Consider the following 22,553-nt stretch of genomic DNA (forward strand, 5'->3'; position numbering starts at 1 on the left):
GCGCTTTACCAGCGACGGCGGAAGCAAGGTGGTGTCAGGATTTACCTTTGTCCTAACGCATCGGCTCGAAAATTTTTGGAAAGCACGATGCGTAGTTCAAAGGTGTTAGTGCGTACTTTGTGCGTCCACTTGGCTCACAAGGTAGCTCTAACATCCGATATGGCTACGATCGCCTCGCGCTTCCGCAAGCTCAACCTGGCGCTGGCGCTCGGCGTAGCGGGTGCGATCCTCGTCGGAACGGGCATCGAAACAATGCGGGCATGATATGCCGGCGACATAGTGCGGCGACAACAGGTCATGCCCGGTCAGCGGATGCCGGCAGGCACGGCAGAGTTCGGCCTCGCCCTCGTTGAGGCCGTGCGACACCGAGACACGCTCGTCAAAGACGAAGCATTCGCCTTGCCACAGGCTTTGTTCGGCCGGCATCTCTTCGAGATATCTGAGGATGCCGCCCTTGAGATGGAACACATTCTCGAAGCCGAGCGACTTCACATAGGCCGTCGCCTTCTCGCAGCGTATGCCGCCGGTGCAGAACATGGCGATCTTGCGACCGTCGAGTTCGGCCCGATGCCGCTCGACCCAGGCCGGGAATTCACGAAAGCTGCTCGTTGCCGGATCGACCGCGCCCTTGAAGCTGCCGATCGACACCTCATAAGCGTTGCGCGTGTCGATGACGATCGTGTCCGCATCCGAGATCAGCGCATTCCAGTCGGCCGGCGCGACATAGGTGCCGGCGCTTGTCGCCGGATCGATATCCCTAACGCCCATGGTGACGATCTCGCGCTTCAGCCGCACCTTCATGCGGTGGAACGGCATCGCCGCGGCGCTGCTGTACTTCACCTCGAGACCGGCAAGACCGTCGATCGCTTCCAGATGGTCGATGAGCGCGGCGATGTCAGCCTCGCTGCCGGCGACGGTACCGTTGATGCCCTCATGCGCCAGAAGCAGCGTGCCCTTGATGCCGCGCCCGCAGCAGAACGCGGCGAGCGGCTCGCGTAAGGCTTCAAAAGCATCGAGCCTGGCGAAGCGGTAGAGCGCGGCGACGCGGACAGGTTGATCGTGGGTGGAAATTGTCATCGCCAAGCCACTAAACTCTGCTGAAAGCCATTTCAAGGCAGCGCAGACGAAGCACGGGCGTTGGGAGCTAGGCTGCCGGCATGCGTGACATCGCGACACGCCTGCCTTCGTGGACTTGGAATCTGCCTTCTGCTAATCGGTTGAAGTCATCGATACCGGAGAGACAAACGAATGTCAGCCAAGACCGAGAAGCTCCTGTCGCTCCTCAATGGCCAGCCGGTCATTCCGGTGCTGAAGATCGCCAATGTCGCTGACGCCGTACCCCTGGCCCGCGCGCTGACGCGTGGCGGCCTGCCGGCGATCGAGATCACGCTCAGGACCGCCGATGCGCTGGAGGCGATCCGGCGCGTGGCTGGCGAAGTCGAGGGCGCCATCGTCGGCGCCGGCACCATTCTGGACGCCCGCCAGTTCGACGAGGCGGCGGCAGCCGGCTCGAAGTTCATCGTCAGCCCCGGCATCACAAACGAGCTTCTGGCGGCCGCGAAAGACAGCCCGGTTCCGTTGCTGCCAGGCGCCATCACGCCCGGCGAGATCATGGCCGCCCGCGAGGCCGGCTTGCGTTTCCTGAAGTTCTTCCCGGCCGAGCAGTCGGGTGGCATCGCCTCGCTCAAGGCATTCGCCTCACCGCTCGCCGATGTGAAATTCTGCCCGACCGGCGGCATCACCGGCAAGAACGCCGCCGACTATCTCAGCCTGCCCAATGTCATCTGCGTCGGCGGCTCCTGGGTGGCGCCGGACGACATGGTCAAGGCCGGCAGATGGGACGAGATCGAGGCCCTGGCACGCGCGGCGGGCCAGCTCGGGCGATAACGTCAAAATGAAAAAAAGGCCCGATCGGCATTCGCGGATCGGGCCAGTCTGCTCTTGTGCCGCGGGATCAGCCGCAGACCTTGACCTTTTCGACGACCTTGTGGTGATGCCGCCAATGCGTGACCACCTTGGTCCTGCAATGGTTTTTCATATGCATGTGGTCGTTGGTTTTGACGATCACCGTTGCAGCCTGCGTTGGAGCGATGGCGGCCGAAGCCGCCGCCTATGCGAGAACCGACGCCAGTAGAATGGTCTTCATGGATATCCCCAGGTTGGAACGTACCCATTCTAATTTAACCCGGAAACGGCTCGGCTGTTCCGGCTTCACGAGAAGTTTAGGAAACCGTTATCTTGCAGGCCGGAACCGGCGTCGGCGTTGACCGCCGGCTGGTTCCCGATCACGGACTCGAATCACGATTCACGCCTTCAAAGGGTGCTGTCCTGCCCACACAGGGGCTGTTTAACAGCAAAAGCCGCGCAGGTGGCCCGGCGCGGCTTTGTATGTGGCTTGGTCGATCCGCTATTTGGTCTGGAAGCGGGCGACCGACAGGAATTTGACGGCGTTGCCGGTGAACCGGTTGGCGTCGGCCATCTGGTCGTCCGACTGGAAGCCTGCGGTATAGACCTCGCTCGGCGGCGTGTGCACGATATTATAGGCATAGCGCGGCGCCGTCGTTGCGCTGGAAACGGTGGCGACCTGCTCGCCGCTGTTCAGCGCCCAGCGCGCGGCCTGCGGCTCGGCGGCAACCACCAGGGCCTTGGGACCGGGCTTCAGATCGCGGGCCGTTGCCCGGGCTTCCTTGCGGGTGGTCTTCACACCCGCGCCGATCGCCGCTGCCGGATCGGAGCCGGCCGGGCGGGCAACGACAGCCTCACGCGGCGATGCCGCGTCGGCGCTTGCCGCATCGCTGAAGACCGGAGCCGGTTCGGAGAGCGAAGCGACCTGGTAGCCGTCGGTGGCGCTGACCTTTTCGAGAACCGCCTTGACCGCGTCGGGTTGCGTGGTGTCGGGGCGCGCCGTCGGCAACACCGGGAACGCATCGGTAGCGGTCTTGCTATGCCCGGCCGTGTCGGCCAGCGCCATAAGCACGTCCTTGTCCTGCGGCGCCAGGTCGTCCCCTGCAAGGTCGACCGGCAGCGAATGATCGGGACGCCAGGTCGGCAGCGGTATGTTGTTGGCCGCAACCTGAGCCGGATCGACGGCGGCGGACGGGTCCGCCATGCCGAACGGCACACTTGCCGGCGCTTGCGCGGTCGCCACCGTCTGCTCGGTGGTGGCGGTGGCATCGGCCATGCCGAAGGGAACGTCCTCGGGCGGCTGGGCGCCGACATCGGCCTTCGGACGCGGGGCGAAATCAGGCAACGGGACACTGCGCGCCGGCAGCGCCGCGATGATCGTCTCCGGCGTGTCCTTCTCCGGTTCCGGAGCTTGCTCAGGCGCATCGGCGATTTGCGGAATCTCGGCGCGCTTCGCATCCTTGGGCGACACGATGGCAATGCCCGGAAGGTTGTCGCTCTTGGAGGCCGCCGCCGGCTTCGCGTTCGCCAGCTTCACGCTCTTCGACTTCGGCGCGGGAGCGGCTGACGCAACATCGGCGCTGTCATCAGCCTCGTCGTCACCACCGCCGAAGAAAGCGGCAAGCAAGCCACCGGACCTTTTGGACCCGCCACCAGCGCTGGCCAACTCGATACCGGGAGATCCGGACCCCTTGCGCGCCTTATAGGCGGCAAGCGCCTGTCCAAAGCCGGGCAGCGGCTTGCCGTCGCTCGGCACATGCAGCGTCTTGCCATTGGGGAATACGCGCGCCAGTTCCTGGCGGCTGATGCCGGGCCAGTGGCGCACATTGCCGACGTCCATGTGGACGAAGGGCGAGCCTGACGACGGGTAGTAGCCGACGCCGCCACCCTGCATCTTGAGGCCGATGTCGCGCAGTTTCTTCAGCGGCACGCCGGGAATGTAGAAGTCCATGGCCCTGCCAAGCATATGCTGGCTTTTCTCGGCGACGCCCCTGCTGCGGCTGCGCAGCATCGAATTCGTGGCCGGCGAACGGTAACCGCAGACGACCTGGATATAGTCGGTGGCGCCGCTTTGCCGATAGGCCTCCCAGACCAGATCCAGCAGGCGCGGATCCATCTTGGTCGGCTCGTTGCGGCGCCAGTCGCGCAGGATGATGTTGATCTTCCTCAGGCCGGCCTGGTCGTAGCGGCCATTGCGCTTGTAGACGATCTCCGCCTTCTCGCGCGTATGGAGTTGGTACAGCTTGAGCGAGCGCGTATCCGCGCTGGCGCCTGTCGCTGCCGCCGCAAGGAAACCAAGGGCAAGAATCACCGCTGCCAGCCATCTCGGCCAGACGCTCATGTGATAGTGCCGCCCGTTTGTGTGTCGTTCGACTTTGTTCAAATCAAAAGGCCTTGCAGGCTGCCGTTTGTCCCCGGATTTGCCCAAACGGATGTGTTGTTGTCACATCCGAATATCGATCCTAATGGTTAATCATCACTTATTGAAGCCGAAATGCGGTAACACCGTGGCGATATCCCGTCAAAATTATTGCGCAAGGTTTCTTGGTAAACTGCTGGTTTAGATCATGTTTCGGCCTTCGCTCGAAACACAATCTGTTACGAGTTGCCTCAATCCGTGAACGTCGCTGCCGACATGCAACTCCGGCAGCTATCAAGGGCGGATTCGTTGGCGGCGTCAGGAGGCGAGCCGGTCGACTCGGCCCGTTTCGGGGTCGATGCCGTATTCCTTGAGCTTCCTGTAGAGCGTGGAACGGCCGATGCCCAGGCGGCGGGCGACCTCGCTCATCTGGCCGTTATAATGGTCGATGGCGAGCTTGATCATTTCAAGTTCGACATCGGCCAGAGCGCGCACATTGCCGCGTTCGTCGAGCGCCCGCAGCGTGCCGAAACGCGGTTGCAACCTCGCCGGCGCATCAGGCTCGGCCACGGCGATGCCCTCATCGGCCGCCGGCCACTCGCCACGTGATTCGATGGCCAGGTCAGGCGATGCGGAAGGCGGCAATGCGCCATAGGCATCGAGATTGACGGTGCCATCGACCTGCGCCCGGATCTGCGGAAATTCCTCCACCGTCAGCACGTCGCCTTCGCAAAGCACCGAGGCCCGGAAGACGGCATTTTCGAGCTGCCTGATATTTCCCGGCCAGTCATAGGCCCGCAGCATGGCGAGTGCCGCGGCCGAGATGCCGTTGAGACGACGGCGCGGATCGGCGGGCGCGACCTTTTCCATGAAGTGGTCGACAAGGTACGGGATGTCGTCGCGCCGATCGCGCAGCGGCGGCACGAAGATTGGATAGACGTTCAGCCGGTAGAACAGGTCCTCGCGGAACTTGCCGTCCTTGACCTGCTGCAGAAGATTGCGGTGCGTCGCCGAGATCAGCCTGATGTCGACCCTGACGGTCGAACGCCCGCCAACCGGGTCGACCTCGCCGTCCTGCACGGCGCGCAGAAGCTTGACCTGGACGTCGAGCGGCAGGTCGCCGATCTCGTCGAGGAAAAGCGTGCCCGAATGCGCCTCGACGAACTTGCCGGTGTGTTTTTCGGTGGCGCCGGTGAACGAACCCTTCTCGTGGCCGAACAGGATCGATTCGACCAGATTGTCGGGAATGGCGCCGCAATTGACGGTGACGAAGGGTTTCGAGCGGCGGTCGCTGCTGCCCTGGATGGCGCGCGCCACCAATTCCTTGCCGACGCCCGATTCGCCTTCGATGAGGATCGGGATGTTCGACGCGGCCGCCTTCTGGCCGAGGCGGATCACCCGGTCCATCGCCGGGCTGTGCGTGATCAGGTCCTTGAAGGTCAGATGATCGCCGCGCCGCCGCGACGTGCGCTTCACCTCGCCCTCGACCGCCTCGACCTTGAGCGCATTGCCGATCGATGCCTGCAGCCTGTCGGGTGAGGCGGGCTTGACGACGAAATCGAAGGCGCCGTGGCGCATCGCCGAAACGACGGTCTCGATACCGCCCTGGGCGGTCTGCACGATGACCGGAACCTGGATGCCGCGCTCGCGCATCGCCTTCAGCACGCCGATGCCGTCGAGGCCCGGCATAATGAGGTCGAGGATGACTACCGAGACGTCGCGCGCATTAGGCCCGTCGAGCACGTCGAGACCGGCCTCGCCACTGTCCGTGACAACAGCGGTGTGGCCGAATTTCGTCACCGCCGCCTCGAGCAGCCTGCGCTGCACGGGGTCGTCATCGACTATGAGTATGGAACCTGTCATGACTGGATCAACTATGCCTGCCCAATTTGCCCACCCCCAATATGCTCACCTGAGAGGAGACTGCGCCCTATGGATCATCTTGGCACAGGGTTCTAAATAAGGTTTCAAAAAACCCGGTGAACGAATTCCTTAGGATTTGACCGGCTTCTCATTCCTTTCGAATTTGGCCCCTCGAATTCTGGCCCTCGAATCTTGGTTCTGGAAATATGGCAATGCGCATGGTTTTTGGTCGGCAGCTGGCGGCGGCGTCCGGTCAGGGCGCGGCGGAGCTCGGCGACCTGCCGGAATGGAATCTCACCGATCTCTATCCGGGCATGGACGCCCCGGAGCTGAAGCGCGACATCGCCAAGGCGGCCGCCGACGCCATCAGCTTCGAGAGCCGCTGGAAAGGCACGCTTGCCGCCGAGGCCGAGCGTGGCGACGGCGGCAGGCTGGGCGAGGCGCTTCAGGCCTATGAAGCGCTGGAGGAACTGATCGGCAGGATCGTCTCCTATGCCGGGCTGGTCTATGCCGGCAACACGGCGGATCCGCAGCGTGCCAAGCTCTATGGCGACATCCAGGAAAGGATGACCGACGCCAGCGCGCATCTTCTGTTTTTCGCGCTCGAACTGAACCTCATCGACGATGCCGCGATCGCGACCGCGCTTGCCGCCGACCCCGGTTTCGCCCATTACCGGCCGTGGGTGCTCGACCTGCGCATGGACAAGCCCTACCAGCTCGAGGACCGGGTCGAGCAGCTTTTCCACGAAAAGTCGATCACCGGGCGCGGCGCCTGGAACCGCCTGTTCGACGAGACGATGACCGATCTGCGCTTCGACATCGACGGCGAGGAACTGACACTGGAGCCGGCGCTCAATCGGCTGCAGGACGCCGATGGCGAAGTACGCCGCCGGGCCTCCGAGGCGCTGGCCGCAACCTTCCGCAAGAATTTGCGCACCTTCACGCTGATCACCAATACGCTGGCCAAGGACAAGGAGATTTCCGACCGCTGGCGCGGCTTCGAGGACATCGCCGATTCGCGCCACCTCGCCAACCGCGTCGAGCGCAGCGTGGTGGACGCGCTGGCCTCGGCCGTTCGCGACGCCTATCCGCGTCTGTCGCACCGCTATTACGCGATGAAGGCGCGCTGGCTCGGCATGGAGGTGATGAACCACTGGGACCGCAACGCACCGTTGCCCGAGACCCCGCAAGCGGTCATCGGCTGGGACGAGGCCAAGAACACGGTGCTGTCGGCCTATCAGCGCTTCTCCCCCGACATGGCGGAAATCGCCAGGACATTCTTCGACCGCAACTGGATCGACGCGCCGGTCAGGCCCGGCAAGTCGCCGGGCGCTTTCGCGCATCCGACCGTGCCGTCGGCGCATCCTTATGTGCTGCTCAACTACATGGGCAAGCCGCGTGACGTGATGACGCTGGCGCATGAGCTCGGCCATGGCGTGCACCAGGTGCTGGCCGGCGGCCAGGGCGCGCTGATGGCTTCGACGCCGCTGACGCTGGCCGAGACGGCATCCGTCTTCGGCGAGATGCTGACCTTCCGCTCGCTGCTCGAGCAGACCACCGACAAGCGCGAGCGCAAGGCCATGCTCGCCCAGAAGGTCGAGGACATGATCAACACGGTCGTGCGCCAGATCGCCTTCTACGAATTCGAGCGCAAGGTGCATGCCGAGCGCAAGAACGGCGAACTGACATCCGACAAGCTCGGCCAGTTCTGGCTGGAAGTGCAGGCGGAAAGCCTCGGGCCGGCGATCAAGCTGCGCGAGGGTTACGAGGTCTTCTGGACCTACATCCCCCACTTCATCCATTCGCCCTTCTACGTCTATGCCTATGCTTTCGGCGACTGCCTGGTGAATTCGCTCTATGCGGTCTACCAGAATGCCGAGCGCGGCTTTCAGGAGAAGTACTTTGCCATGCTGCGCGCCGGCGGCACCAAGCATCATTCCGAGCTTCTGGCGCCCTTCGGCCTCGATGCCACCGACCCTGCCTTCTGGCAGATCGGGCTCGGCGTGATCGGCGGCCTGATCGACGAGCTGGAAGCGCTGGACATTGATGCCCGCCGGCGGACGCGCGGGGTAGGCAGAACAGTTTAGCCGCGATGCATATTGAAACCATTCTATTCTTGCGTTGAATATTTGTTCTTGAATAACTTTCTATGGAATTTTTCCGTTAGCTTTCCGGGGGCTGTATGATAGCGTCCCGCCTCAAGCTCAACCGGGCGTGGGGCTCGAGCCGGGAGATTCTCCGGCCGGCCAGGGCGCCTCGGCGAATGCGACAGCGGCCGTTGGCCATGGCGGGAAAAGCCGGTTGCCGACAGCTCTATCGAAGCCGGCTGTTCCGCGAACCGCGGAACCACCATCGAATGGTCCTTCGCCAAGGTCGCTGTTCCTGACCGCGGCAGATGGATCGGACTGGAGAGAGAGACAATGGGCACTTTTTTCTACATGCTCCTGGCGTTCCTGGTAGGTGTGTTGGTTGGCTGGTTCATCTGGGGACGGCTGCGTGGCGAACTCGACAGCCTGCGCGGCGACCTCGACCGTACGCGCAGTGAGCGCGACAGGCTGCGCGCCGACACCGATCGTCTGACCGGTGAGCTGGATGCATGCGGCCGTACCCGCGCCGATCTCGAGCGCCGGTTGGCCGAGGCGCAAGCCGCCAAGACCGGCCCGGCCAAGGCTGCGGCTCAGGCGCCGGCTGCGCTGATGTCGACGCCAGCGCCCAGCAAACCCGCGGCAGCGGCGTCGAAGGCAAGCGCCACCAAGACCGGCGCACCCAAGGCGGGTGCGCCCAAAGCAGGCGCATCAAAGGCGGCAACACCGAGCGCGGCGAAGACGAGCACTGCTGCGAAGAAGGCCGCACCGGCGGCAAGGAAAGCCACGGCAGGCAAGGCGACAGCAGTGGCAGCCGGCAAGGCCAACGATCTGCGCCGCCTGATCGGCATCGGCCCGGCCAATGAGAAGCTGCTCAAGGGGCTGGGCGTCACAACCTATGCTCAGATCGCGGCATGGACGGCCGCCGACGTCGCGCGGATCGAGAAGACCTTGAACTTCGACGGCCGCATCGAACGCGAGCGCTGGATCGAGCAGGCCAAGCTGCTCGCCGCCGGCGACGAAACGGAATTCGCGCGCCGCTTCCCGACCGCGGGGACCGCCAGCAACACCTGACCTGCCTGCCGGCATCGAACCCAAAACAACTGGCGGCGTCCCCGGGGCGCCGCCAGTTCGCTTTTGCCCAAGACTGTCTTTTTGCTCAAGACTATCTTTTTGCCCGAGACTGTCTTTGCGTCCTGAGACGCCGTTCCCTCGATTGCGCGGGAACGAGGCCCCATATAGAGCGATTGATGATCGCCATTGGCCGCAACATCCGAGCCTCATGTCCCTGCCCTCTGCAATTTTCCGCAACGACAAGAGCGCGCGTCAGCTCGTCTTCGACGATCCGGCTGACATCATTGTAGCGCACGAGGCGCAGGATTTCCTGCCGGCGCTCGAAGCCGCGCAGGCGGCACACAACGCCGGCAAATGGCTGGCCGGCTATCTCTCCTACGAAGCCGGCTATCTGCTCGAGCCAAAGCTCGTTCCGCTGCTGCCGGGCGGGCGACGTGCCCCTCTTGTCTGCTTCGGCGTCTTCGATGCGCCTGTCGAACGGGCGGTCGGGCGCGATCACGCGGCGGCGACCAATGGCCCGATCTTCGACGCAAAAGCTGCCTGGTCTTCGCAGGACTATGCAAAGCGCTTTGCGCGGCTCCACGACCACATCCGCAAGGGCGATTGCTATCAGGGCAATCTGACCTTTCCGGTCCATGCGCAATGGTCGGGCGATGCGCTGGCCGCCTTCGACGCGCTGACCGAACGCCAGCCGGTGAAATACGGCGCATTGGTCGCACTCGGCGATCCCGTCGTTCTGTCGCGTTCGCCGGAACTGTTCTTCGAGATCGACGCCCAAGGCATGATCGAAACGCATCCGATGAAGGGCACTGCTCCGCGCGGCGCGACCAGGGCGGAGGACAAGCGGCTAAAGACGTTCTTGTCCAACGACGAGAAGAACCAGGCCGAGAACCGGATGATCGTCGATCTCCTGCGCAACGACATCTCGCTGATCAGCGAGGTCGGCACGCTGGAGGTGCCGGAGCTTTTCCGCATCGAAACCTACCCGACCGTCCACCAGATGGTGAGCCGCGTACGGGCAAGGCTTTTGCCCGGTCTGACAATCCGCGAGATATTTGCGGCACTCTTCCCCTGCGGCTCGATCACCGGCGCGCCGAAGATCCGCGCCATGGAAATCCTGCACGACCTGGAAACCGCGCCACGCGACGTCTATTGCGGCGCCATCGGCTGGATCGCACCTGGCGGCACGATGCGCTTTTCGGTGGCGATCCGCACCATCTCGCTCTTTTCCAGCGGCGAAGCCGTCTACAATGTCGGCGGCGGCGTCGTCTTCGATTCGACGGCCGAGGAGGAGTATCAGGAGTGTCTGCTGAAAGCGCGCTTCGCGACCGGAACACCGCCGATTTCGAACTGATCGAGACCATGCGCTGGGAGCCCGACCAGGGCTTCCTCCGTTTCGACCGCCACCTTGCGCGCCTTTACGGCTCGGCAAGCGAATTGGGCTTTGCCTGCGATCCGCGGAAGGTCGGCGAGGTGCTGACAAACGTCATTGACCGGCCTGACATTGCCTTGCGCACACGCCTCGTCCTGTCGCGCAACGGCAAGGCGACGGCCTCGGCCGTGCCCTACGAGCCGCTCGCGGCCGACAAGGTATGGCGGCTGCAACTGGCGCGGATACGGCTCGATTCGAACGACACGCTGCTGCGCCACAAGACCAGCCGCCGGGAAACCTACCAGCGGGCGCGCGCCGAACATCTGATCAGCCGGGCCGACGAGGTGCTGCTGGCCAACGAACGCGGCGAAATCTGCGAGGGCACGATATCAAATCTCTTCGCCGATTTCGGCGACGGCGCGCTGGCGACGCCGCGGCTCGATTGCGGCCTGCTTCCTGGTGTCCTGCGCGGTGAGCTGCTGGATCAAGGCTGCGCCCGCGAAGCGATCTACACCTTGGACGATCTTAAGTCGGCCAGGGCGCTGTTCGTCGGCAATTCGTTGCGCGGACTGATCCCGGCGCGGCTGGGCTGACGCGATCCGACTGGACTCCCATATAGAGGCATGAGCATCCCCACCCACACGCCCTATGACGGCTCATCGAAGCTTTTTGCCATCGGACTGAAGCCGCTCGACTTCGACGGATGGATCGAGGTCGATGGGCATCTGTTGACTCATCTCGCCGAGAAGCGCCGGCTGTATACCGAAATTCCCGGCAGCGTCTTTGTCGAGGAGGACGGCACACGTGACGCCCAGCGCGAGGTGTTCGACCTGCTCGGCGCGCATTTGCTGGTGAAATATCCCGACATCTATCGGCGCTCGAGCACCGGGATCGAGGTGATCGGCGCCGAAGCCGGTACTGCCGGCGGCTTCAGCGATGCGCCGCTTGTCGCAGTCTCGTTGCTTGTCCAGGAAGACCTGATCCTGATGCGCCGCGACGAGAGTGGCTGGCGGCTGGTCGCCGGCTCGCTCTGCTTTCCCTCCTCATGGTCGCTGATCGAAAAATTCGGCAGGCCGTTGCAGGAGATCCACGCGCCGGTGCCGGGCTTCGGTCCGGGAACGCGCCCGGCCGACCTTATCAACCGCATGTTCGACGGCCTTCAGGGCCAGGCCGTCGAGCGCTACAACTGGTCGGTCCAGGACGGCGATGCGCTCTACCATCCACTCTCGAACCTTGAGCGCATCGACCGCACCGCGAACCGCCCCTCCCGCTTTCCTGATGGCGACATCGATGCCCGTGCCTTCATCCGTGTCGAGCGGCAGACGCTCAGAAAACTTGCCGTTTCGCGTGACGTCCTGTTCACCATTCGCATCCATCTCGACCCGCTCAGCGTGCTGGCGCGCCATCCCGATCGGGCAAGGCTGGCAGCGTCTTTCGCCGCGCAACTTTTGGCGCTCGACGAAGCCCAGCTCGACTACAAGGGCATGACATCGGACCGCGACCGGCTGGTTGCCTTCCTTAACCACATGGCGAATGCGGCCTAGCCGGCGGTTGGCGCTTTTCACTGGTTTATGACAATGATCTGTGGTGTAGCGCTTGGCCGTCCGGTTGAAATGCCGGGTTTTTCCCAGTGTTTGATGGAGTGTTCGATAAAATGGCGAATGAAAACTGGCCCGTTTACGGTGAAATCGCCGGCCCTGTCGTGATGATCGGCTTCGGCTCGATCGGGCGGGGAACGCTGCCGCTGATCGAACGCCATTTCAAGTTCGACAAGTCGCGCATGACGGTCATCGATCCGCGCGACACCCCCCGCAAGCTGCTTGACCAGCACGACATCGCCTTCGTCCAGGAAGCCGTGACCGAGAAGAACTACAAGAAGCTTTTGACGCCGCTTCTGACCAATGGCGGCGGCCAGGGCTTTTGCGTCAACCTGTCGGTCGATACCGGCTCGGTGGACCTGATGCGGCTCTGCCGCAAGCTCGGCGTGCTCTACATCGACACCGTCGTCGAGCCATGGCTTGGGTTCTATTTCGATGCCAGGGCCGACAATGCCAGCCGCACCAACTACGCGTTGCGCGAAGCGATGATCGAGGAAAAGCAGAAGCATCCCGGCGGCGCGACGGCGATCTCCACCTGCGGCGCCAACCCCGGCATGGTTTCGTGGTTCGTCAAGCAGGCGCTGGTCAACCTTGCCACCGATCTCGGGCTGGAGTTTTCGGAGCCGGCGCAGGAGGACCGCGAGGGCTGGGCCAAGCTGATGAAGAAGGCCGGCGTCAAGGGCATCCACATCGCCGAGCGCGACACCCAGCGCACCAAGAAGCCGAAGCCGATGGATGTGTTCTGGAACACCTGGTCGGTCGAAGGCTTCGTTTCGGAAGGCATGCAGCCGGCCGAACTCGGCTGGGGCACGCATGAGAAGTGGATGCCCAAGAACGGCAAGAAGCACAAGCATGGCTCCAAGGCCGCGATCTATCTGGAGCAGCCCGGCGCCAACACCCGTGTGCGCACCTGGTGCCCGACGCCTGGGCCGCAATACGGTTTCCTGGTGACGCACAACGAGGCGATCTCGATCGCCGATTTCTTCACCGTGCGCGGCAAGAAGGGCAAGGTTCACTACCGCCCCACCTGCCACTACGCCTACCATCCCTGCAACGACGCCGTGCTGTCGATGCACGAGATCTTCGGCGCCGCCGGCAAGCCGCAGGCCGCTTATCATGTGCTCGACGAGAATGAGCTGGTCGACGGTGTCGATGAACTCGGCGTGCTGCTCTACGGCCACGACAAGAACGCCTATTGGTATGGCTCGCAATTGTCGCTGGCCGCAGCGCGCAAGCTGGCGCCCTACCAGAACGCGACCGGCATGCAAGTTACCTCAGCGGTGCTGGCCGGCATGGTCTGGGCGCTGGAAAATCCTGAAGCCGGCATCGTCGAGGCCGACGAGATGGACTACAAGCGCTGCCTGGAAGTGCAGTCCCCCTATCTCGGACCGGTCAAGGGCTACTATACCGACTGGACGCCGCTCGATAACCGCCCTGGCCTGTTCCCGGAAGACCTCGACAAAAACGACCCGTGGCAATTCCGCAACATCCTCGTTCGATAGCGGTCCCACCAGCATACCGCGCCGCCTTGCAATCGCCCGGAAATCGGGCGATTGAAGGAGGCGGCCTGGAGCGATGTGCGTCTATTTGGAAGTACGCTCCAGCACTTTGAATGGACGCATCGTGCTTTCCGAAATCGAACAGATTTCGGTCCGATGCTCGAGGAGAGGATTTTTCATGACGATCGCGCGAAAATTGCTTTCGGCCGGCATTGCCGCGGCCACGGCCGTCGTTTTGGCGGCCTGCACCACCACCGGCCCGAGCGAGCCGCCGGCAATCTCGTCAAAAGGGGTCGAAGGCTCCTGGATCGACGCGCAGGGCACGGGCTTGTCGACCTTTGCCGGTGGCAGCTTCAAGACCGTCGCCACCGATACCGGCCAGAAGCTTGCCGATGGCAGCTATACCATGACCGGCGGCACCTCGGTCGAGATCCGCGGCACCTCGCTGATCCGCCAGACGCCGATCAGCTTCAACTGTCTGCTGATCTCCACCTCGCAGCTTAATTGCACCAGCGGGAGCGGACAGAATTTCGTACTGACCAGACGTGCCTGAGCATCAGACCAACTGCCTTCAAAAAGGACGGCGAGCTTGGCTCGCCGTCTTTTTTTGCGCCGGCAAAGCTGATCCCGATTCCGCTTGCGTCGACCCAAACGCAGTGTGAACATGGCCAAAGGCTGCGCTGTTATAGCCCAGTCAAACAAGAGCGTTAAACGCTCTGCGCATGACCCCGAAAATCGGAATCGATTTTCGGAAAGGATCATGCGCCAATCGAGATTGGTACAGCGTCCTTTGCGCGTCCCAAAGGACGCGCGGCGCTGTACTCAAGTCATCCGGGAGACGAAAATGAAGAAGATTGCAGCCATTGCCGCCCTGTCGGCGTCCACGCTTGGCCTGTCGGCCGGAGCATCCTTTGCCGACTACACGCTGAACATACTGCACATCAACGACTGGCACAGCCGCATCGAAGGCAACAACAAATATGAATCGACCTGCTCGGTAGAGGAAGAGACCAAGGGCGAGTGCATCGGCGGCGCCGGGCGACTGATCACGGCGATCGCCCAGGAACGCAAGAAGCTGGAAGGCCAGAACGTGCTGCTGCTCAGCGCCGGCGACAATTTCCAGGGTTCGCTCTTCTACACGACCTACAAGGGCAAGGTCGAAGGCGAGTTCCTCAACCAGATGAAGTTCGACGCCATGGCGCTCGGCAATCACGAGTTCGATGATGGCGAGGCCGCATTGGCGCCATTCCTCGACATGATCAAGTTTCCGGTGCTCGGCGCCAATGTGAAGGCCAACGCGCAGTCCAAGCTCGGCGACCGGGTGAAACCGTCGATCGTCGTCGAAGTCGGTGGCCAGAAGATCGGCATCGTCGGCGCGGTCACCAACGACACGCCGGAGATTGCCTCGCCAGGCCCCAACGTCACGATCGAGGACGACGTCAAGTCGATCATCGCCGAAGTCGAGAAACTGAAGGCGCAGGGCGTCAACAAGATCATCGCGGTCACCCATATCGGCTACAGGCGCGAGCGCGATGTTATCGCCAAGATCCCGGGCATCGACGTGGTGGTCGGTGGCCACAGCCACTCGCTGCTGTCCAACACCGACCCGAAGGCCGAAGGCCCTTACCCGACGATGGTCGACAATCCGGACGGCTACAAGGTGCCGGTCGTCCAGGCAGCGTCCTATTCGAAATATCTCGGCGAGTTCAAGGTCGTGTTCGACGACAACGGCGTCGTCAAAGAGGCCAGCGGCAACCCGATCTATCTCGACAAGTCGATCACCCCCGATCCCGCCGTGCTTGCCCGCATCAAGGAGCTTGGCGCGCCGATCGAGGCTTTGAAGAACAAGGAAGTCGCCGAGACCACCAAGCCGATCGACGGCAGCCGGCAGAATTGCCGCGCCCGCGAATGCGAGATGGGCAATCTCGTCTCCGACGCCATCCTCGACCGCGTCAAGGGCCAGGGCGTCGAGATCGTCATCTCGAATGGCGGCGGCCTGCGCGCCTCGATCGACCAGGGCACCGTCACCATGGGCGAGGTGCTGACCGTGCTGCCGTTCCAGAACACGCTGGCGACCTTCCAGATTTCCGGCAAGGATCTGGTCGCCGGGCTCGAAAGCGGCCTCAGCCAGGTCGAGGATGGCGCCGGCCGCTTCCCGCAGGTTGCCGGCCTTAAATACGCATTTGACAAATCGGTCGCGCCCAATGCCGGTCGCGTCAAGTCGGTCGAGGTCATGGAAGGCGGCGCCTGGACGCCGATCAATCCGGACAAGGATTACCTGGTCGCCACCAACAACTATGTTCGCCAGGGCGGCGACGGCTACAAGATCTTCGCCGACAAGGCCAAGAACGCCTACGACTACGGTCCGGGCCTCGAACAGGTGGTCGCCGATTACCTCGGCGCGCATCGGCCTTATACGCCGAAGCTCGATGGCCGCATCACCGAGATCGCCGCGAACGTTGCGGCGGCTCCCGCAGCACCGGCCGCTGAACCAGCAAAGCCGGCCGAGCCCGCTCCGGCAGAGCCGGCAAAACCGGCGGAGGCGGCCCCGGCCGCACCTGCTGAACCGGCGATGCCTGCATTGCCGGCCGGTTCCGGCGATATCACCACGACGCCGCCAAGCGTGCCGGCGGAAACAACGCCGGCCCCGGCTGAGACAGCTCCGGCGCCCACCGAACCGGCAAAGCCGGCCGAGCCCGCGCCAGCGGAACCTGCGCCCGCTCCCGCCACACCGGCCCCTGCCCCGGCGCCTGCGGAGACAGCTCCAGCGCCGGCAGAACCAGCAAAACCGGCCGAGGCGGCGCCTGCCGAAAACAGCCATGTGATCGTTGCCGGCGATACCTATTGGGATCTGGCGGTGAAGACCTATGGCGACGGCACCAAGTGGAGGGTGATCTCCGGCGCCAACAAGGGCTATGAGCCACACCATCTCCCGATAGGCGCAACCTTGGTCATTCCAACCGCCGGCAAATAGGAACCTCGGGAGTTCGAGTTCAGAGCACCCGCCCGGCAAACCGGGCGGGTTTTCGCTTTCGAGGCAAGGTGCGGCCAGACGCAGCATTGAAAACCGGCGCGGCATCGCTAGTTTCGCGGATGTCCGGAGACCCTTTATGACGCTTTCCAGCCCTGTCGACCCTAAAGCCGCGAAGGCCCTCGGCCCGCTGCCTGCAGGACATCGGCCGGCCGGGGCGGGCAGGATCGGCGTGATGCTGGTCAATCTCGGTACGCCCGATGGCACCGATTTCAAGCCGATGTGGCGCTATCTCAGGGAGTTCCTTTCCGATCCGCGTGTCATCGAGCTCAACAAGGCGATCTGGTATCCGATCCTCTATGGACTTGTGCTGACCACGCGGCCGAAGAAGTCGGGCGCCAATTACGCCAGGATCTGGAACCGGGAGCGCAACGAATCGCCGCTGCGCACCTACACCCGCGCTCAAGGTGAGAAGCTTGCCGAGGTGCTTGGCGACCTGCCTGACATCGTCGTCGACTGGGCGATGCGCTATGGCAATCCCTCGACGGCGAGCATCGCCCAGAAGCTGGTCGAGCAGGGTTGCGACCGCATCCTCACCTTCCCGCTCTACCCGCAATATTCGGCGACGACGACGGCGACCGCCAACGACCAGCTGTTTCGCGCCCTGATGAAGATGCGCCGCGCGCCGGCTGTCCGCAGCGTGCCGCCCTACTATGCCGAGCCGGTCTATATCGAGGCGCTCGCCCGTTCGATCGAGCGGCATCTGGCGGGCCTCGATTTCGAACCGGAGGTGGTCATCACCTCCTATCACGGCATACCGAAACCCTATTCCGACAAGGGCGACCCCTATCAGGCCCATTGCCTGGAGACGACGCGGCTGCTGCGCGAAAAGCTCGGCTGGGACGAGAAGAAGTTGATCACCACCTTCCAGTCGCGCTTCGGCGCGCAGGAATGGCTGCAGCCCTACACCGACAAGACGGTCGAGAAATTGGCCAGGGAAGGCGTGAAATCGATCGCCATCGTCAATCCGGGCTTTTCCGTCGATTGCATCGAGACGCTCGACGAGATCGGCCGCGAGGCAGCCGAAACCTTTCATCACGCCGGCGGCGGGAATTTCGCGCACATCCCTTGTCTCAATGACAGTGTGGAAGGCATGGCGGTGATCGAAGCGATGGTGCGGCGCGAACTTGCCGGCTGGATCTGAACGTCCCCGACGGCAAGGCTGAAACCAGTGCGCAAAAGCCTTCGCTAACCAATATTCGCGATCACCTGATTGTAACGCTGCGGAAACACACTTAAGTGATTCCGTGAGGTCGCCGGCTTTTGAGGGAGAAATGAAAATGGGCTTCAGCGGTTTCGACATCGCCATCGTTGTTCTTGTCTTTCTTGTCATCATCCTTCTTTTCAAGGGCATCAAGACGGTACCGCAGGGCTATAACTATACGGTGGAGCGCTTCGGCCGCTACACCAAGTCTTTGACGCCGGGTCTTAATATCATCAACCCCATCTTCGAGCGCGTCGGCGCCAAGATGAACATGATGGAGCAGGTGCTCGATGTCCCGACGCAGGAGATCATCACCCGCGACAATGCTATCGTCGCCGTCGATGGCGTCGCCTTCTACCAGGTGCTCAACGCCGCGCAGGCCGCCTACCAGGTCGCCGGCCTCGAGAACGCCATCCTCAACCTGACGATGACCAACATCCGCACCGTGATGGGCTCGATGGACCTCGACGAATTGCTGTCGAACCGCGACGCCATCAACGAGCGCCTGCTGCGCGTCGTCGATGAAGCGGCGCATCCCTGGGGCATCAAGATCACCCGCGTCGAGATCAAGGACATCAATCCGCCGGCCAATCTCATCGAATCGATGGGCCGCCAGATGATGGCCGAGCGCAACAAGCGCGCGCAGATCCTCGATGCCGAAGGTCTCAAGCAGTCGCAGATCCTGGAGGCGGAAGGCCGCAAGGAAGCCGCCTTCCGCGACGCCGAGGCGCGCGAACGCTCGGCCGAGGCCGAGGCCCGCGCCACGCAAGTGGTATCGGAGGCGATCGCCAAGGGCGACGTGCAGGCGCTCAATTACTTCGTCGCGCTGAAATACACCGAAGCGCTGGCCAAGATCGGCTCCGCTACGAACAGCAAGGTAGTGCTGATGCCGATGGAGGCTTCATCACTGATCGGCACGCTCGGCGGCATCGGCGAGATCGCCAGGGAAGTCTTCAGGAGCGAGGGCACTGCCGGTGCCGCGCGGCAGGCCGCTCGTCCGCCGGTGGTTCGCCCGAGCGACAATTGAGATCATAGGAGCGTGATCCCGAACCAAAGGTCCGCGTAGCGAAAAGTGGAAGCCGGTTCTTCGGAAAAGATCATGCTCAAACAAGAAGAAGCACTCCCATGATCGAACGCATCGTTTCCGAACTCGGCCCATGGAACTGGATGGTTCTCGGCTTCGTCCTCCTGGTGATGGAAGTCGTCGCGCCGGGCGTGTTCATGCTGTGGATCGGCATCGCCGCCCTGATCATCGGCGCCGTGTCGCTGCTTATCTGGGACGCCGGTTTCTGGACATGGCAGGTCCAGGTGCTGGCCTTCCTTGCGCTGTCGCTGGTCTCGGCCTTTGTCGGCAAGAAGCTGATTGGCGGACGCCATGGCGACGCCGACCAGCCGCTGCTCAACCGTCGTGGCGCGCAGATGGTCGGCAGGATGGCGACGCTGGCCGAACCGATCAAGAACGGTCGCGGCCGCATCCGGCTGGGCGACACGCTGTGGCGTGTTTCCGGCCCGGATCTGCCGGCCGGCACGCAGGTGCGCGTAACGGGCTCGGCCGATACGGATCTGGAGCTGACCGTCGAGGCGGTTTTGAGCTGAAAAGACCTAGGCCGCGCCGATGCGCAGCAGATCGTGCAGGTGGACGAGCCCGACCGGCCGGCGGCCTTCGATCACCATCAGGCTGGTGATTGCCGAGTTGTTGATCGTCTGCAGCGCCGTCGCCACCAGCGTATCGGGTCCGGCCGTCTTCGGCTCCCTGGTCATGACCTGATCGACGCTCATCGCCAGAAGATTGCTGCCGATATGGCGCCTGATGTCGCCATCGGTGATGATGCCGACCAGCGCGCCGTCCGCGCCGGTGATCGCCACGCAGCCAAATCCCTTGCGCGACAGTTCGAGGATCGCCTCCTGCATTCCGGTGCCGGAGGGCACCAGCGGCAGCCGGTCGCCGACATGCATGATATCGCGGATCTGCGTCAGATTGGCGCCGAGCTGTCCGCCGGGATGAAAGGTGCGAAAATGGTCCGGCGTGAAACCGCGCGCTTCGAGCAGAGCGATGGCCAGCGCATCGCCGATCACCAGTTGCAGCAGCGTCGATGTCGTCGGCGCCAGGCCGTGCGGGCAGGCTTCCGGCGCACGCGGCAGCAAAAGCACCACATCCGCCTCGCGCGCCAGCGCCGATGTCTCCCCGGACGTGACCGCGATCAACGGGATCGAGAAACGCCTGGAATAGGCGACGATGCCCATGAGCTCCCTGCTCTCGCCCGACCACGACATGGCGATGATGGCGTCATCCCTGGCGATCATGCCGAGATCGCCATGATTGGCTTCAGCAGGGTGGACGAAGAAGGCGGGCGTGCCGGTCGAGGCGAGCGTCGCGGCGATCTTGGAGCCGATATGGCCACTCTTGCCGACGCCGGTGACGATGACGCGGCCGTCGATCCGCGACACCATGTCGACGGCGCGCGCGAATGGTTCGGCCAGCCCGTTTTCGAGCGCGGACGCCAGTGCGGCGACACCAGCCTGCTCGGTTGCCACCGTTCTGAGCGCCGACGCGATTGAAGCTTGCCTGTCGAGCGGCTTCTTCTCTGGGGATCCAGCATGCATGGCTGATGCGATTAGCGCTTTGCCGCGCGCCTGTCCAACGGAATTGCCGCCTCATGCGTACAGCGCACCGCATGAATCCCTTCGATCATAAGCGCGCGACGGAGCTAATCGGCGGCCGCCTCAACCCTCCGTTAACCATCCCCATTTACGGTTCGGTAAGTATGGCGCGCAGGCGTCGCGCAAGCAGTGGTGGCGATGTCCAAAGCCCAGCCTGAAAAGAAAAAAGGACGCAAGGGCAAGACGGTCTGCGCCTTGTTGCTGGCGACCAGCATCTTCGCCTTGCTGCGGCCGGCGCTGCCTTACGCCCAGGAGACCGAGTTGCGTGGCGAGGTTTCGGAATCGGCGATTCTGGACGACCAGCAGCGCAAGGCCAGGCAGATGAGCATGGCCAGTTCCCAGGCGACAACGCCCGGCGCGACCGCCCCGGCACCTACCTATCAGCCGGCCAGTCCCGGCGCCGTACCGGACGACGACACTGGCACGGCGACCGCGACCGGCAGTATTTTCGATCCGCCCACGGCCGACGACGACCCATTTGCCGACAACCCCACCCCCGTCCCGCCGCGCCGCTCGGCAAGCGCCAGGCAACGCGCCGCCGATGAAGACAAGGCGGAGGACGAGGCCGCCGACAACAAGAAGACAAAGAAAACCCCCGTCGACACAACAAGCACGGCCACGACGGATGACACCGACACCGCCGAGACGGATCAGGACACCAACCGGCGCGCCGTGACCATTGATTCCGCCGACAGGCTGCAGCTTGACCCTGGCGCCGAGCGCGCCGAGGCCATCGAGGGCCAGGACAAGAAGGCGGAAGACGACCCCTTCGCCGCCACCGGCATCAAGCTCGGCTCCTTCGTGATCAGGCCAACGCTCGAGCAAGGCCTAACGGCGACGTCGAACGCCGATTCGAGCAACGGCGGCAAGTCGGCACTGCTGTCGGAAACGACGCTGCGCTTCAACGCCGTCTCCGACTGGGCGGAGAATTCGGCGGTTATCGACGGCTACGGCACCTTCCGCAATACCGTTTCGGGCCAGAAGATCAACGAGGGGCGTGGCCGCATCGACGGCACGCTCAACGTCGACCTCGACAATGATCTGCGCGCCATCGCCAAGCTCGGCTACGAGATTGCGCCGGAATCGGCCTCCTCGCCCGACGCCATTGCCGGCGTCAACTCGCAGCCGATACGCCAGACCATCGACGGCAGCCTCGCCGTCGAGAAGGATGCCGGCAAGATGCGCTTTGCGCTGACCGGCGCCGTCTCCCACGACATCTATGGCGACGCCAAGCTTTCGAACGGCACCGTGTTGTCGCAGAAGGACCGCGATTCCACCCTTTACACTGCGACTTTGCGCACCGGCTACGAGATCTCTCCCGCCATCACCCCCTTCGCCGAGGTCGAGGTCGGCCGCCGGCTCTATGATCTGCGTGTCGATAGCAGCGGCTTCGAACGATCCTCTACACGGCTCGGCGCTCGGGCCGGCGTCGAACTCGACATGGGTGAGAAGCTTGCCGGCGAGTTCTCCGCTGGCTGGTTGCGGGAAGCCATCGACGACGCCCGCCTGCCGGCGATTTCGGGCGCCACGGTGAATGCCGACCTTAAATGGTCGCCCGAGCGCGGCACCACGATCGGCCTCACCGGACAGACGACCGTCGAGGGCACGACGACCGCCGACCAAAGTGGCGACATCCTCTATTCCGGCCGCCTCACCGGCGAGCGGCAAATCCGTGCCAACCTGACCGGGAACGCCGCGCTTGGCGCGGACTGGCGCGACTATGTCGGGTCCGACGGCCATGATCTGACGCTGAGCGCCGAGGCCGGGCTGACATGGTGGCTGAACCGCTATGCCGGCCTCACCACCCGGGTGAGGACCGAAAAGCAGACCAGTAACCTGGAGGGCCGCGACTACACGGCCAACAGCATATTCCTTGGCGTCAAGGTTCAGCGGTAAGGCAAGC

Annotated in this window: 17 protein-coding genes and 1 pseudogene; 13 read left to right on the forward strand and 5 right to left on the reverse strand. The window is 63.4% G+C overall.

Annotation, left to right across the window (positions count from 1 at the left end):
* Nucleotides 1-147: 147 nt before the first annotated feature.
* A complete protein-coding gene (locus tag MESS4_RS28600; protein WP_006338888.1) occupies nt 148-1,077 on the reverse strand; it encodes a rhodanese-related sulfurtransferase in 930 nt (309 codons plus the stop codon).
* A 171-nt stretch (nt 1,078-1,248) separates the two neighbouring features.
* Between MESS4_RS28600 and MESS4_RS28605 the strand changes: the two genes are divergently transcribed.
* Complete coding sequence (locus MESS4_RS28605; protein WP_006338890.1) at nt 1,249-1,887, forward strand: 2-dehydro-3-deoxy-phosphogluconate aldolase; 639 nt, start codon at nt 1,249-1,251, stop codon at nt 1,885-1,887.
* Nucleotides 1,888-1,954: 67 nt separating this feature from the next.
* Here the strand turns inward: MESS4_RS28605 and MESS4_RS28610 are convergent.
* The 3 genes and pseudogenes from MESS4_RS28610 to MESS4_RS28620 all read right to left on the reverse strand — a co-directional run bounded on the left by MESS4_RS28610 (nt 1,955) and on the right by MESS4_RS28620 (nt 6,127).
* Nucleotides 1,955-2,146: pseudogene (locus tag MESS4_RS28610) on the reverse strand (hypothetical protein).
* Nucleotides 2,147-2,407: 261 nt separating this feature from the next.
* The gene (locus MESS4_RS28615; protein WP_006338893.1) at nt 2,408-4,246 is read right to left on the reverse strand and encodes a DUF882 domain-containing protein; all 1,839 of its coding nucleotides are present in this window, start codon (nt 4,244-4,246) and stop codon (nt 2,408-2,410) included.
* 336 nt (nt 4,247-4,582) lie between these two features.
* Entirely contained in the window at nt 4,583-6,127 is a 1,545-nt protein-coding gene (locus MESS4_RS28620; RefSeq protein WP_006338897.1) for a sigma-54 dependent transcriptional regulator, read from the reverse strand.
* Nucleotides 6,128-6,339: 212 nt separating this feature from the next.
* On the opposite strand from MESS4_RS28620, the gene MESS4_RS28625 reads away from it, so the two are divergent.
* The 11 genes from MESS4_RS28625 to MESS4_RS28675 all read left to right on the forward strand — a co-directional run bounded on the left by MESS4_RS28625 (nt 6,340) and on the right by MESS4_RS28675 (nt 19,585).
* Entirely contained in the window at nt 6,340-8,214 is a 1,875-nt protein-coding gene (locus MESS4_RS28625; RefSeq protein WP_006338899.1) for a M3 family oligoendopeptidase, read from the forward strand.
* 333 nt (nt 8,215-8,547) lie between these two features.
* Nucleotides 8,548-9,285 (forward strand): NADH dehydrogenase-like protein, encoded by a 738-nt coding sequence (locus tag MESS4_RS28630; protein WP_006338901.1) that lies wholly within the window; start codon nt 8,548-8,550, stop codon nt 9,283-9,285.
* A 208-nt stretch (nt 9,286-9,493) separates the two neighbouring features.
* Nucleotides 9,494-10,639, forward strand: a complete 1,146-nt coding sequence (locus tag MESS4_RS28635) for an aminodeoxychorismate synthase component I (RefSeq protein ID WP_006338903.1) — start codon at nt 9,494-9,496, stop codon at nt 10,637-10,639.
* Nucleotides 10,588-11,250, forward strand: coding sequence for an aminotransferase class IV family protein (locus MESS4_RS28640; protein ID WP_006338904.1), 663 nt, complete (start codon nt 10,588-10,590; stop codon nt 11,248-11,250). Before MESS4_RS28635 ends, MESS4_RS28640 begins: the two co-directional genes overlap by 52 nt.
* 30 nt (nt 11,251-11,280) lie before the next feature.
* Complete coding sequence (locus tag MESS4_RS28645; RefSeq protein ID WP_006338907.1) at nt 11,281-12,201, forward strand: DUF3445 domain-containing protein; 921 nt, start codon at nt 11,281-11,283, stop codon at nt 12,199-12,201.
* 110 nt (nt 12,202-12,311) lie between these two features.
* The gene (locus MESS4_RS28650; protein ID WP_006338910.1) at nt 12,312-13,757 is read left to right on the forward strand and encodes a homospermidine synthase; all 1,446 of its coding nucleotides are present in this window, start codon (nt 12,312-12,314) and stop codon (nt 13,755-13,757) included.
* Nucleotides 13,758-13,932: 175 nt separating this feature from the next.
* A complete protein-coding gene (locus tag MESS4_RS28655; RefSeq protein ID WP_006338912.1) occupies nt 13,933-14,307 on the forward strand; it encodes a hypothetical protein in 375 nt (124 codons plus the stop codon).
* 291 nt (nt 14,308-14,598) lie between these two features.
* Nucleotides 14,599-16,728: a bifunctional metallophosphatase/5'-nucleotidase gene (locus tag MESS4_RS28660; RefSeq protein WP_006338913.1), complete on the forward strand. Its 2,130-nt coding sequence runs from the start codon at nt 14,599-14,601 to the stop codon at nt 16,726-16,728.
* Between the two features lie 136 nt (nt 16,729-16,864).
* Complete coding sequence (gene hemH, locus MESS4_RS28665; protein ID WP_006338914.1) at nt 16,865-17,929, forward strand: ferrochelatase; 1,065 nt, start codon at nt 16,865-16,867, stop codon at nt 17,927-17,929.
* Between the two features lie 136 nt (nt 17,930-18,065).
* Nucleotides 18,066-19,016: an SPFH domain-containing protein gene (locus MESS4_RS28670; RefSeq protein WP_006338921.1), complete on the forward strand. Its 951-nt coding sequence runs from the start codon at nt 18,066-18,068 to the stop codon at nt 19,014-19,016.
* Nucleotides 19,017-19,114: 98 nt separating this feature from the next.
* A complete protein-coding gene (locus MESS4_RS28675; RefSeq protein ID WP_006338928.1) occupies nt 19,115-19,585 on the forward strand; it encodes an NfeD family protein in 471 nt (156 codons plus the stop codon).
* Between the two features lie 6 nt (nt 19,586-19,591).
* Here the strand turns inward: MESS4_RS28675 and MESS4_RS28680 are convergent, their stop codons facing one another.
* Nucleotides 19,592-20,593: a KpsF/GutQ family sugar-phosphate isomerase gene (locus MESS4_RS28680; protein WP_006338929.1), complete on the reverse strand. Its 1,002-nt coding sequence runs from the start codon at nt 20,591-20,593 to the stop codon at nt 19,592-19,594.
* A gap of 195 nt (nt 20,594-20,788) precedes the next feature.
* Here MESS4_RS28680 and MESS4_RS28685 point away from each other — a divergent pair, with 195 nt between their 5' ends.
* Nucleotides 20,789-22,546: an outer membrane beta-barrel protein gene (locus tag MESS4_RS28685; protein ID WP_006338931.1), complete on the forward strand. Its 1,758-nt coding sequence runs from the start codon at nt 20,789-20,791 to the stop codon at nt 22,544-22,546.
* The last annotated feature ends 7 nt before the right edge of the window (nt 22,547-22,553 follow it).

The organism is Mesorhizobium sp. STM 4661 (genome assembly GCF_000359125.1).
GTDB lineage: Bacteria > Pseudomonadota > Alphaproteobacteria > Rhizobiales > Rhizobiaceae > Mesorhizobium.